The 12,744-nt window shown below is 71.7% G+C and carries 11 protein-coding genes; 4 read left to right on the forward strand and 7 right to left on the reverse strand.

Translation table 11 applies throughout. The features are described from left to right. The first annotated feature begins 127 nt into the window (after positions 1 to 127). From H4N58_RS17165 to H4N58_RS17175, 3 genes are all read left to right on the forward strand, one after another. Positions 128 to 1,633, forward strand: coding sequence for an acyl-CoA carboxylase subunit beta (locus tag H4N58_RS17165; RefSeq protein WP_167005974.1), 1,506 nt, complete (start codon positions 128 to 130; stop codon positions 1,631 to 1,633). Then, positions 1,620 to 1,829 carry a biotin/lipoyl-binding carrier protein gene (locus H4N58_RS17170; RefSeq protein ID WP_167005977.1) on the forward strand — a complete coding sequence of 70 codons (210 nt, stop codon included), beginning with the start codon at positions 1,620 to 1,622 and terminating at the stop codon, positions 1,827 to 1,829. Before H4N58_RS17165 ends, H4N58_RS17170 begins: the two co-directional genes overlap by 14 nt. Before the next feature lie 64 nt (positions 1,830 to 1,893). After that, positions 1,894 to 3,489 carry an AMP-binding protein gene (locus H4N58_RS17175; protein ID WP_243843036.1) on the forward strand — a complete coding sequence of 532 codons (1,596 nt, stop codon included), beginning with the start codon at positions 1,894 to 1,896 and terminating at the stop codon, positions 3,487 to 3,489. Here the strand turns inward: H4N58_RS17175 and H4N58_RS17180 are convergent. From H4N58_RS17180 to H4N58_RS17205, 6 genes are all read right to left on the reverse strand, one after another. Next, complete coding sequence (locus H4N58_RS17180) at positions 3,486 to 5,096, reverse strand: FAD-dependent oxidoreductase (protein ID WP_167251548.1); 1,611 nt, start codon at positions 5,094 to 5,096, stop codon at positions 3,486 to 3,488. The genes H4N58_RS17175 and H4N58_RS17180 overlap by 4 nt on opposite strands. Positions 5,097 to 5,107: 11 nt before the next feature. Further along, entirely contained in the window at positions 5,108 to 6,016 is a 909-nt protein-coding gene (locus H4N58_RS17185; protein WP_167251546.1) for a diiron oxygenase, read from the reverse strand. A gap of 54 nt (positions 6,017 to 6,070) precedes the next feature. Beyond that, complete coding sequence (menD, locus tag H4N58_RS17190; protein ID WP_167251544.1) at positions 6,071 to 7,732, reverse strand: 2-succinyl-5-enolpyruvyl-6-hydroxy-3-cyclohexene-1-carboxylic-acid synthase; 1,662 nt, start codon at positions 7,730 to 7,732, stop codon at positions 6,071 to 6,073. Next, positions 7,729 to 8,646, reverse strand: a complete 918-nt coding sequence (locus tag H4N58_RS17195) for an o-succinylbenzoate synthase (RefSeq protein WP_167251749.1) — start codon at positions 8,644 to 8,646, stop codon at positions 7,729 to 7,731. The genes menD and H4N58_RS17195 overlap by 4 nt, the downstream gene beginning before the upstream one ends. A gap of 63 nt (positions 8,647 to 8,709) precedes the next feature. Further along, positions 8,710 to 10,074 (reverse strand): DUF2252 domain-containing protein, encoded by a 1,365-nt coding sequence (locus H4N58_RS17200; RefSeq protein ID WP_167251542.1) that lies wholly within the window; start codon positions 10,072 to 10,074, stop codon positions 8,710 to 8,712. Positions 10,075 to 10,093: 19 nt separating this feature from the next. Beyond that, the gene (locus H4N58_RS17205) at positions 10,094 to 11,146 is read right to left on the reverse strand and encodes an AMP-binding protein (protein WP_243845146.1); all 1,053 of its coding nucleotides are present in this window, start codon (positions 11,144 to 11,146) and stop codon (positions 10,094 to 10,096) included. A 135-nt stretch (positions 11,147 to 11,281) separates the two neighbouring features. Here H4N58_RS17205 and H4N58_RS17210 point away from each other — a divergent pair, with 135 nt between their 5' ends. Then, positions 11,282 to 12,154 carry a 1,4-dihydroxy-2-naphthoate polyprenyltransferase gene (locus tag H4N58_RS17210; protein WP_167251540.1) on the forward strand — a complete coding sequence of 291 codons (873 nt, stop codon included), beginning with the start codon at positions 11,282 to 11,284 and terminating at the stop codon, positions 12,152 to 12,154. A 24-nt stretch (positions 12,155 to 12,178) separates the two neighbouring features. Here the strand turns inward: H4N58_RS17210 and H4N58_RS17215 are convergent, their stop codons facing one another. Further along, the gene (locus H4N58_RS17215; RefSeq protein ID WP_167005994.1) at positions 12,179 to 12,730 is read right to left on the reverse strand and encodes a hemerythrin domain-containing protein; all 552 of its coding nucleotides are present in this window, start codon (positions 12,728 to 12,730) and stop codon (positions 12,179 to 12,181) included. Positions 12,731 to 12,744: the final 14 nt, after the last annotated feature.

Below are 12,744 nucleotides of genomic sequence, written 5' to 3' on the forward strand. Positions count from 1 at the left end.
CTCGGAGCCACCCGCCGATCAGCTGCTGAGACGGGGACACGCCGCGCTGCGGGTTGACAAGAACATGAGGTACCCCTCATCTTTGTAAGCAGTCCTGAGGCTTCCCTCATGTTTTAGGAGACCGAAGTTGACCACGATCAACACAGAGCCCGCAACCTCCGACCACCGCGCCCGGTTGGCCCGTCGTCGCCAGGAGCGGTTCCGTCACGTCGAGCCGCGCGGACGCCGCGAGTACACCGCTCGCGAGCGTGCCGAGATGCTCGTCGACGCCGGGTCGTTCGTCGAGATGAGCCCGATGCGCATCGACGGTGACGGCAAGGGCGCCGGCGTCGTCATCGGCTGGGGCCGGGTGGACGGGCGCGGTGTCGTCGTCGCGAGCCACGACGCCGCGGTGGCCTCCGGAGCGATCGGCGCCGTGATGGCCGAGACGATCCAGAAGGCCCAGCGCTTCGCGATCGACAAGGGCTACCCGATCGTCTACATCAACGACTCCGGCGGCGCCCGGATCCATGACGGGATCCTCGCTCTGCACGGCTGCGGCGAGATGTTCGCGCTCAACGTCAAGGCCCAGAAGCGCATCCCCCAGATCTCGCTGATCCTGGGTCCGTGCGCGGGAGCCGCGGCGTACTCCCCCGCCCTGACCGACTGGACGATCATGGTCCGCGAGCAGGGCCAGATGTTCCTCACCGGTCCCGACATCGTCAAGGCGACCACCGGCGAGGACGCGAGCGCCGAGGACATCGGCGGGTCGCAGATGCACACCGAGACCAGCGGTGTCGCGCACCTCGAGGTGACGAACGAGGGCGAGGCGTTCCATGCGACACGCCTCCTGCTCTCGTACCTGCCGTCCCACGTCGGCGCCCCGATGCCGCTCGTCGCCTCGCGCCGGCCTGACGCGGTGGCGGCCGAGCGCCTCCCGTACGTGGTCCCGGACCGGGCCAGCGTCGTCTTCGACATGCGCGAGGTGATCGATGGCGTGCTCGACGCCGGCCCGCGCCTGGAGCTGATGCCCGCCCACGCGCCCAGCATCCTGACCCTGTTCGGCCACCTCGACGGCCGGCCCGTCGGCGTGCTCGCCAACCAGCCCGCCTCGCGCGGCGGCGTCCTCGACGCCAAGTCGTCGGTGAAGGCCGCTCGCTTCATCGAGTTCTGCGGCCGGTTCGGGCTGCCGGTGGTGACGTTCGTGGACGTCCCCGGCTTCCTTCCCGGCACCGTCGAGGAGGGACGCGGCGTCATCACGCACGGCGCCAAGCTTCTCAAGGCGTACGTCGAGACCGAGTCCCCGCTGCTGACCGTCGTCGTCCGCAAGGCGTACGGCGGCGCCTACATCGCCATGGGGTCGCGCTCGCTCGGCGCGGACTACTCCTGGGCATGGTCCGGTGCGGAGATCGCCGTGATGGGCCCCGGCGGCGCCGTGGCGCTGCTGCACCGCCGTACGCTGCGCGACGCCGAGAACCCCCAGGCCGTACGGGACGAGCTCGCCGCGGAGTACCGAGAGAACGTCGCTCGGCCCTACGTCGCCGCCGAGGCGGGGATCATCGACGACGTGATCCTGCCCGAGGAGACGCGCGATCGTCTCGTCGACGCGATGGCGACCCTCGGCCACGAGGGCGGTGCCGATGTACGCCGCTAAGGCCGAGATCGTCGGGAACGTGTGGCGGGTCGTGGCCCGTGAGGGCGACCGGGTCGCGGCCGGGGACCTCGTCGCGGTCCTCGAGACGATGAAGATGGAGATCCCCGTGCACGCCGGCGCCGCGGGCACCGTACGACTCAAGGTCGCGGAGGGCCAGATCGTCCAGGAGGGCGACGTCATCGCCGAGATCGGCTGACACCGCCACGCTCCCCTCCCGGGGCCGCGACGTGCGTGATAGGACGTGAGCAGGGTCACTTCGCGTGACCGCGCCCGCCGCCGACCGTACGAGGTGCTCGATGTTCTTCCCGCTGACCGTCCGCGACTTCCTCGACCGCGCCGTCACCGTCTATCCCGACCGGATCGCGGTCGTCGACGAGCCCGACCAGCCCGCGCCGTCGTGGGGCGAGATCACGTACGCCGAGCTCGGGCGGCGCGCCCGCTCGCAGGCGGCATACCTCGACGACCTCGGCGTCCCGCGGGGCGGGCGCGTCGCGATCGTCTCGCAGAACTCGGCGCGACTGCTGACGTCGTTCTTCGGCGTCTCCGGCTGGGGCCGGGTGCTGGTCCCGGTCAACTTCCGCCTCGCGCCCGCCGAGGTGAAGTACATCGTCGAGCACAGCGGCGCCGAGGTGTTGATCGTCGATCCGGAGGTCCGTTCGCTCCTCGACACGGTCACCGCGAAGCACGTGATCGTGATCGGCGAGGGCGACGAGCCCATGTGGGCGACGCACGGCGACCCGCAGCCGTGGGAGAACCCTGACCCTTCGACAGGCTCGGGACAAGGCGAGAACGCCACGGCGACGATCAACTACACGTCGGGGACGACGGCGCGACCCAAGGGCGTCCAACTGACCCATCGCAACCTGTGGACCAACGCGAGCATCTTCGGCTGGCAGGCCTCGGTGAACGACCGTGACGTCTATCTGCACACGCTGCCGATGTTCCACGCGAACGGATGGGGCATGCCGTACGCGGCCACCGGCATGGGCGCGAAGCACGTGGTGATCCGCAAGATCGACGGCGCCGAGATCCTGCGCCGCGTGGAGCGCCACGGTGTGACCTTCATGTGCGCGGCGCCGGCCGTCGTCGCCGCCGTGCTCGACGCGGCGAAGACGTGGGACGGCGAGATCCCCGGCCGCGACAGGGTGCGCATCATCGTCGCCGGCGCCCCGCCGCCGACCCGCACGATCGAGCGCGTACGCAGCGACCTCGGCTGGGAGTTCATCCAGATCTACGGGCTCACCGAGACCTCGCCGCTGCTCACGATGAGCCGGATGCGCGCAGAGTGGGACGACCTCGAGCCGCTGGAGCAAGCACGGCTGCTCGGACGCGCGGGGGCCCCTGCGGTGGGCGTACGGATCATGATCGACGACACGGGCGAGGTGCTCGCGCAGTCCAACCACAACCTCGACGCTTACTGGGAGAACCCCGACGCCACCGCCGTCTCCCTCGAGGGCGGGTGGTTCCACACCGGCGACGGCGGCACGTTCGAGGACGGCCACCTCACGATCGCCGACCGCAAGAAGGACGTCATCATCTCCGGCGGCGAGAACGTCACGTCCATCGAGGTCGAGGACGCGCTGATGCTGCACCCGGCCGTCCGCGAGGTGGCGGTCATCGGGATCCCCGACGAGAAGTGGGGCGAGCTCGTGACGGCGCTGGTGGTGGTCGACCCCGACGCCGAGGCCGTGACCGCCGAGGTGCTCATCGCGCACACGCGCCAGCACCTGGCCGGCTACAAGTGCCCCAAACGCATCGAGTTCCGTGACGAGCTCGCCCGTACGGCGACCGGCAAGCTGCAGAAGTTCAAGCTGCGCGCCCCGTACTGGGAGGGCCAGCAGCGCCAGGTCAACTAGCGCCGCCACCGCCCAGGGACGGCGACCGCAAGCAGCTCGGGCACTGTCGCGAGCTTGCGTCGCGGCCGACCCTGCGAGGCGCCGGCGAGCCGCTCGGCACGATCGATCGCGCGCATCCGACGCAGCCCGACGACGTCCTTGCGGCGCCAGCGCAGGAGTGCGGCGAAGTCGCCCGCCGTGCCGGACGGCGCCGGGAGCAGGCCCGCCGACGCATCCTCGACCAGCGCCTCGACCGTCTCCTGGGCGCAGGCACGGTTGGCGCCGATGCCGCCACGCGAGCCGCGCTTGATCCAGCCGACGACGTACGTGCCGGGGATCGGCCGACCCTCGGCGTCGAGGACACGCCCGCGTTCGTTGGGCACCGTTGACGTGGTCTCGTCGAACGGGAGCCCGGGCACGGGTGTGCCGCGATAGCCGATCGACCGTACGACGAGGCCGGTGGCGAGGACGCGCTCGGCCGTCCGGACGCCGGTCACCGCGCCCTCACCCTCGAGGGCCACCGGCGCGCTCCAGAACGCCAGCACCACGCGCTTGCCGGCGGCGGGCGCCTCGGAGTCGTCGAGCCTCACGCGTGGCAGGTCGCGCAGCATCGCCGCCTTGGAGCCGACGGGCGCAGCCTCGACCGTACGAGGGTGGTCCTCGACGACGAGGTCGACGCCGGGGATCGTGCGCATGCCGACGAGCTCGGAACGCGAGTACGAGGCGTCCTCGGGGCCACGGCGGCCGAGCACGACGACCTCGCGCACCGCGCTGCGACGCAGGACGTCCAGCGCATGGTCGGCGATGTCCGTACGGGCGAGCACGTCGGGCTCGGTGAGCAGCACCCGCGCGACGTCGAGCGCGACGTTGCCGTTGCCGATGACGACGACCCGCTCGGAGGAGAGGTCGACGTCGCCGTGCGCGCGGTCGGGCTGCGCGTTGTACCAAGCGACGAGAGCCGTCGCCGACACGCTCCCGGCCAGGCCCTCGCCGGGGATGCCGAGCACCTTGTCCTCCGCGGCCCCGACGGCGTACACGACCGCGTCGTGGTGCTCGAGCAGCTCCGCGTGCGTGACGTCGGTGCCGACCTCGACGTTGAGCTGGACGGAGACCCGCAGGTGGTCGTACGTCCAGGCGAACGCGTCCTCGATGCGCTTGGTGTCCGGGTGGTCCGGGGCAACGCCGGAGCGCAGCAGCCCTCCGGCGACAGGGAGACGGTCGATCATCGTGACGTGCGCGGGCGAGGTCGTGAGGAGCGCCCGCGCGGCGTACGCGGCCGAGGGGCCGGTGCCGACGACGGCGACCCGCAGCGCGCCGAAGCCCTGCGGGACGGTCGTCGGGAAGGTCCGTGCGTCCCACGTGGCCGACTCGGGGTGGGCCTCGTAGTACTCGCGGTTGAGGTCGGCGAAGACGGTGTCGGGTCCACGGAGGAGGTCGACCGGCACGATCGCGCCGGTCGGGCAGGCGTCGGCGCACGCCCCGCAGTCGATGCACGTGTCGGGATCGATGAACACCATCTCGACCGCACCAGCCTCGCGCTCCTGCGGTGTCGGATGGATGCAGTTGACGGGGCAGACGGAGACACAGGTGGCGTCGTTGCAACAGCTCTGCGTGACGGCGTAGGCCATGGGGTCCGGCCTCAGATCATGTCGACGGACTGATAGATCGGCATCACGCGCTTGGTGAGCAGACCGCAGTCGGCGAGGAAGTCCATGAGGTGCACGCACGAGAGGCGCATCATGGCCTTGCGGTGCTGGTTGGTCGTGACCTCCTCGACGGCACGCTGCTTGTCGAGGCCGACGTTGGCGTACACCTCGGGGCTGACCATCGCGCGCGCGATGAAGTACGCCGCTCCTGCGAACAGGTGCGCGGACATCTCGCGGCGGAACCTGCCGGCGTGCTTGAGGCTGTGCTTGATCTCGGCCCGCGCGAACTTCATGTGGCGCGACTCCTCAACCACGTGGATCTTGCTCGTGCTCCGGACGATGTGGACGACGTTCTCACCGCGCATCCAGTCGCGCTGCATGACGTCGAGGATCTCCTCAGCGATGAGGATCGGCCCGTACGCCTGCTCGGCGCGGCCGGTCGTCTTGAGGACGCGTGCGAGCTCGACGGTCGCGCGCGGCGGAAGGTACTGCGGGATGTCGAGGACCTCGCAGGTCCGGGCGAACATCAGCGAGTGACGGCACTCGTCGGCGATCTCGGTGAGGGCGAACCGGAACTCGTTGTTGGCCGGGTTCTTGGCGTACTGGTCGCGCAGGATGAGCTGCTGCAGCATCATCTCGAACCAGATGCCGGTCTGCATGATCGAGCCGACCTCGTGGCGGGTGAGCAGGACGCGCTGCTCCTCGCTCATCTCGTCCCATAGGCGCGTGCCGTACAGCGTGCTCCACTCCGGGTTGAGCCCGTAGTGGTCGTCGGGGATCGGCTCGTCCCACCTCACCTCGACGTTCGGGTCGTACGACAGCGCGGCCGACGACTCCAGCAGACGTGCGGTGACGTCGTCGATCGTGGCGGTCTCGCGGAACGCGACAGCGGCGACGGTCATAACCCCTCCAAGCCTCCAGTGACGTGACTCGGGTTATGTTACATCGTCGATGTATTAATGCAACCGTGCAGCGGCCACGATCTTGAGATCGGCCTCTCGCCGGTCCGCACGGCCGATCCGCGCCTCGACGACCCGGATCCCCCTGGCGGTGTCAGCGAGGACCGCGTCGAGCGCGTCCACGGACTCGACGACGACGTGGGCCACGCCCATCGCCGCACAGAGCTGCCCGAGATCGACCCGGGTCGGCGTCGCGAAGACGCGCTCGAAGGCCTCCGCGTACGAGGTGTCCCCCTGCTCCAGCGTCGAGAAGATGCTCCCGCCGTCGTCGGAGGCGACCACGAACGTGAGGTCGGGGCGCGGCTCGTCGGGCCCGATGACGAGCCCGTTGCTGTCGTGGAGGAACGTGAGGTCGCCCAGGTACGCCAGCGCCGCCGACCGCGGACGCGCCAGCGCCGCGCCGATCGCGGTGGAGACCACGCCGTCGATGCCGGCCAGACCACGGTTGGACATCACCATGCGCCGCTCGCCGACCGGGTACGGGACCGCCATCAGGTCGAGGTCGCGCACCGGGTTGGACGAGCCGACCACGAGCAGCCCATACGGTCCGACCGCACGCGACACCGACCGAGCCACCTGCCACGGGTTGAGCGGCGCCCGTTCCAGCACCAGCTCCTCGAGGGCCGCCAGCGTCGCCGCGTCGGCGCGTCGCCACTCCTCGAGCCAGCCGAGGCCGTCGCTGCCCTCGACCCGCACCGCCGGGTACGCGGCCGCGAGGCGGTTGCCCGGATCGGTGTACGGGGCCGAGCCGACCGCGACGACCTCCACGTCGTCACGCGACAGCAGTCGCGAGATCGGCCGCGACAACGTCGGGTGGCCGAAGACGACGACGCGCTCGATCCGGTCCGCGAGCTCGGGCAACCCGAGCAGCAACCGGTACGTGGCGATCGGGTGCGTCCCGTTGCGCGCTCCCGACGACGGCTCGGCGAGCAGCGGCCAGTCGGCCTCCTGTGCCAGGATCCGCGCCGCGGGTCCGGAGTCGTCGCCGGCGACGACGACCGTGCGCGGGCCGAGCGGCAGGACCGTCGGGAGCAGCGGGGTCTCAGGGGCGGGCGCACGCCACGGAGCGCCGACAGGGCGTCCCGCCAGCGCGTCGGGAAGCGGCGCAGCGACGTCCTCCGGCGACGGCACCAGTGGTTCGCGGAACGTCACGTTCAGCTGCACGGGCCCCCCAGTACGCGCAGCATCGACCACGCGCGCGACCGCCGCACGCCACGCGGCACTCGAGGCTGGGACCACCTCCGGCGCGGCGATCTCGACGTACGCGCGCACCGCCGCGCCGTACAGCTTCACCTGGTCGGTCGTCTGGTTCGCCTCGGTCCCCCGCAGCTCGGACGGCCGGTCGGCGGTGAGCGCGATCAGCGGCACGCGCGCGTGTGAGGCCTCCAGGACGGCGGGGTACAGGTTCGCCGCGGCCGTCCCCGAGGTCGTCACCACCACGACCGGATGGTGCGAGCCCTTCGCGAGCCCTAGCGCGAGGAATCCGGCGCTGCGCTCGTCGATGCGCACGTGCAGCCGCAGGTCGCCGCGGGCGTCGCCGGCATGCAGCGCGAGCGCGAGCGCCGCGGAGCGTGAGCCGGGAGAGAGCACGACGTCGCGCACGCCGCTGCGGACGAGCTCGTCGACGAGCACGCGCCCGAGCGCGGTCGAGGGGTTCACAGGGCCACCGCCCGGACCTCGGAGAGCCGCGACGACCACCGTACGGAGAGGTCCGGCGGCGGCTCCTGCGCGAGGAACGCGGCGGACGGTTCGGGACGGATCACGGGCAGCACCCCGTCCCGTGGGACGAGCGGCGAGGCGACGACGTCCTGCTCGAGCAGCGTCACCGTGCCCAGCCCGCACGCGTACGGAAGCTCCGGCAGCGCCGCGGCGAGCGCGACACCCGCCGCGATGCCGATCGACGACTCCAGCGCGCTCGACACGACGACGGGCAGCCCGATGCGCTCGGCGATCTCGAGGCACGCGGCGACGCCGCCGAGCGGCTGGACCTTGAGGACGGCGATGTCGGCGGCCTCGAGGGCGGCCACACGGTACGGGTCGTCGGCACGCCGGATCGACTCGTCCGCGGCGACGGGGACTTGGGTCGCGCGACGGACCTCCGCGAGCTCCTCGACGGTGCGGCACGGCTGCTCGACGTACTCCAGGCCACCCGCGGCACGGTCGAGCACGCGCAGCGCGTCGATCGCGTCGGAGACCGACCACGCGCCGTTGGCGTCGATGCGCACGGTCCCCCCCGGACCGAGGGCGTCGCGGACCGCGGCGACCCGCTCCTCGTCGTCGGCCAGGGTCTGGCCGGGCTCGGCAACCTTCACCTTCGCGGTACGGCAGCCGTGCCCGGCGGTCGCGATCTGGACGGCCGTCTCCGGCCCGACGGCGGGCACCGTGCAGTTCACCGCCACCACGTCGCGTACGGGCTCAGGCCATGCGAGGGTCGCGCTCACGAACGCCGCGTCGTACCAGGGACGGGACTCACGCGCGTCGTAGTCCCAGAACGGGCTGAACTCCGCCCACCCTTGCGGGCCGCGCAGCAGCAGCCCCTCTCGCACGGTGATCCCCCGGAATCGGGTCCGCATCGGCGTCGTGTACGGGATCCAGGTCAGGTCGGGGTCGCTCACGACGGCCACGGTAATCGCGCCTCAGACCCCCCGCTCGACCGGGATGCGCCCCGCGTCGGCGGCCGCCTCCAGCGCGGCATGGTCACGCTCGACCTGGTCGGCGTACGCGACGGCCCAACGGGCAATCGCCTCGTCGAACGACTCCGAGCTGCCGAGGTAGCCGGCCACGAACGCCGCCGTCGGACTCTGCGCGTGTGCGCGGGCGAGCTGCGAGGCGCACAGCCGGCCGTAGTTCACCAGTTCGCTCGCGGTCAGCGCCGCCAGGTCGATCGAGCCCTTCATGTCACGCAGCTGCCGAACGTAGAACGAGCGCCGCGGCCCGGCGAACCAGCCGAGGAATGGGTCGGAGACGGCCTGCAGGATGCGTTGCGCACCGACCACGCGCGCTCCCTCCCCGGCGTCGGCGGGCAGCTGGGTCCCGGCCGGTGGCACGGCCGGGATACCTCCGTACGAGGCGAGCACAGACTCCGACGCCTCCTTGACCTGCAGGAACAGGGGTGGTCCGCCGGGCCCTTCGAGCAGCGCGATGTACGCCTGCGTGCCGACGCTTCCGACCCCCACGACCCGCATCGCCACGTCGACGAGGGCGAACTGCCCGACAAGCATCGCGATGTCGGACCGCAGCACCTTCGCGTACTCGGCCAGGACGTCCTCGGCGAGCGCGGCGGCCTCGACCGGGGGGTGCCGGACGAGCGGCGGGTCGTCGACGATCCGGGTGCGGCCGCTCTCGTCGGTGGTGGTGAGCGAGTGGAGCACGTGCTCGGACGTCCGGCGACGCGCCTTCTTGAGCGTCTTGCGGAGCAACCCGCGACCGTGGTCGGCCATGTGCTCGTCCAGCCACGTCGTGTCGATCGAGGCGTAGTAGCGCTCGAGTGCGGACCGCGCGAAGAGCTCGGCGAGGCGGCTTCGGTACTCCGCGGCAACCCCCGTCGCCGCCCGCGTGGTCGTCGCATCGTCGAAACCGAGGTCGCGTCCCGCGACGACCACGCTCGCGGCGAGGCGCTTGACGTCCCACTCCCACGGAGCGTTGCTGGCCTCGTCGAAATCGTTGAGGTCGAACACGATCCGGCGTTCCGGGGACGCGTAGAGCCCGAAGTTGGCCAGGTGCGCGTCACCGCACGCGACCACCTGCATGCCGGTCGACGGACCGGTCGCGAGGTCGGCGGCCATCAGCGCCGCGCTCCCCCGATAGAACGCGAACGGCGACTGCAGCATCCGCCCCCACCGCACCGGCACAAGGTCGGCGATGCGGTGAGCGTTCTGGCTGTCGAGCAGCGCGACCGGATCCCGGTCGTACGACGAGATCTCGCCGTGGGTTCGCCTCGGCATCACCTTGCGCGCCGCGCGCCCGGCATCGCGCTCGTCGGCGATGAGTCGTCGGACCATCTGCCCAGGCTAGGGGCGCTCAGGCATTCTCGGCGAGCGCTTGTACGGCCCGGCGGTCGACCTTGCCGTGCTCCAGCAGCGGGACGGCGTCGACGAAGACGGCGCGGCGCGGCGCCCACGTACGAGGAAGGTCCGCGGCCTCGACCCCGTCGCGCAGCGCATCGAGAGAGGCGTCTCCGGCGACGACGGCGACCACCCGTTGGCCCCACTCGGGGTCGGGCACACCGACGGCGACGGCATCGGTGACACCGTCGACCCGGCGCAGCGCCTCCGCGACGCGCGGGAGGGCGATGTTGACGCCCCCGGAGATCACGACGTCGTCGGTACGCCCGAGGATCCGCAGGCGCCCGTCGGCGTCGAGCTCGCCCAGGTCGGACGTACGGAGCCAGCCGTCGTGCAGCGCCTCGGCGGTGGCTTCGGGGTCGCCGTCGTACCCGTCGAAGAGCACCGGTCCGGCGAGCCACACCCGGCGCTCGACGTCGATCCGCAGGGCGACGCCGTCGAGCGGCACCCCGTCGTAGACGCAACCGCCCGCGGTCTCGCTCATCCCGTACGTGCGCACGACCCGCACCCCGGCCTCGGCTGCGCGGGCGCGGAGCGCGGGGTCGAGCGCTGCCCCGCCGACGAGCAGGGCGTCGAGCGAGGCGAGCGCGCCGAGCTGCCCGGCCTCCGCGAGGCGGTGGAGCTGGGTGGGGACGAGCGAGGCATACCGGCGGGGACCGTCCATGGCCGCGATCGCGTGGACGAGGCTCGCGTGCTCCCCGACGACGACGGGCCGCTCTCCGGCGAGGGTCGAGCGGGCGATCACCTGCACGCCCGCGACGTACTGGGCGGGTAGGTCGAGCAGCCACTGGCCCGGTCCGCCGAGGCGCGCGTGGGTTGCGTGCGCCGACGCCGTGACCGCGCGGCGCGAGAGCAGTACGTCCTTGGGTTTGCCGGTGGAGCCCGAGGTGCGGATGATCAGCGACTCTGGCTCGGCCTGCGCGAAGAGCCACTCGCGCAGTGCCGCCTCGACCTCGCGAGGGGTCCCGCTCACTGGGCGCAGCGTGCCACCGGACTCGTCGTCTGCCACGGCCTCCACGCTAGCGGGCAGCGTGGAGGGTGACGCCGAGCAGTCGCTTGCCGACGGTCACTGACACCCTCAAAGCGACGTGCAGGCAAGGTCCGCCGTCGGCGGGTGATCGGTCGGGTGCAAGGATTGACGGTCGTGGCAACAGCATCGCAGTGGATCGCAGGCGCCCGGCCCCGTACGCTCCCGGCCGCGGTCGCTCCCGTGGTCGCCGGCACCGGCGCCGCGCTCTACGCCGACGGCGCCGTCTGGTGGAAGGCGGTCGTCTGCCTCCTCCTCTCGCTCGCCCTCCAGGTCGGGGTGAACTACGCCAACGACTACTCCGACGGCGTCAAGGGCACCGACGACGACCGTGTGGGCCCGATGCGGCTGGTGGGGTCGGGCGCGGCGAGCGCGAGCACGGTCAAGCATGCGGCCTTCGCGTGCTTCGGCGTCGGCGGAGCACTCGGGCTGGTGCTCGCCGCGACGTCCGGCTGGTGGCTCCTGCTCGTCGGCGTCGCTGCGATCGCCGCCGCTTGGTTCTACACCGGGGGCTCGCGCCCGTACGGCTACCACGCGCTCGGCGAGGTCAGCGTCTTCCTGTTCTTCGGGCTGGTCGCCGTGCTCGGCACGACCTACGTCCAGCTCGGCGAGTTCACCGGCCCGAGCCTCGCGGCGTCGATCGGCATCGGCGCGCTCGCGTGCGCGATCCTCGTCGCCAACAACATCCGCGACATCCCGACCGACACCGTCAGCGGCAAGCAGACGCTCGCCGTGGTGCTCGGCGACCGCGGCTCCCGGGTCTTCTTCGTGATCCTGCTCGTCGTCGCGCTCGTCACCGTCTGGTGGCTCGCCTCGTACACGCCCGCCGCGCTGTTCGGTCTGCTCGCGTTCCCGTGGGCACTGCGAGCGGCGACGCCGATCGCACGCGGCGAGCGCGGCCTCGGTCTCCTGCCGACGCTGCGCGACACCGGCATCGCCGAGCTCGTGTACGCGATCGGGATCGCCGTCGGGCTCACGCTCGGCGCCTGACCGCGCAGCCGCGTCGGCCGGGTCTCACTCCTCGTCGTCGAGGAGCCCCTTCTGCTTGTCGCGCGCGACGATCGCGCGGACGTTCTCGAGCCGCCCGCAGTCGGAGTCGACCTGCGCGTTCCGCTCGCGGGCGAACGCCTCACCGAGCGACTGCCGAGTGCGCTCCGCGACGCCTTCGCGTGCCGGGTTGAGGATCGTCAGCTCCTCCTCGGTCAGGTGGTGGTTCACCACCCGCGCCAGCTCCTCGACGGCGTCGTCGAAGGCCTGGGTGTCCGTCCCCTTCAGCTCCAGCACGGCCAGCAGGGCCTGGTTGCCCTCGGCATGCTCCTCCTCACCGTGCTCCTCCTCGTGCGCGTCGATGGCGTCACGACGTCGAAGCGTCGGATAGACCTCCTTCTCCTCGGCCTCCGCGTGGGCGACGTGCAGCGCGGCGAAGGCGCGTCGTACGGCGTCGCGGTCGGCGCTGGCGTCGCGCAGCTGGCGCAGGAGGTCCTCGAAGCGCCGGTGGTCGTCGAGGATCAGGTCGATGACGTCGCCTGAAACGGGGCGTCCGAGGTCGATGGCGGAGGAAGACATAGCGCCAACGTACG

Origin of the sequence: Mumia sp. ZJ1417 (assembly GCF_014127285.1) — a bacterium.
Classification (GTDB): Bacteria; Actinomycetota; Actinomycetes; order Propionibacteriales; family Nocardioidaceae; genus Mumia.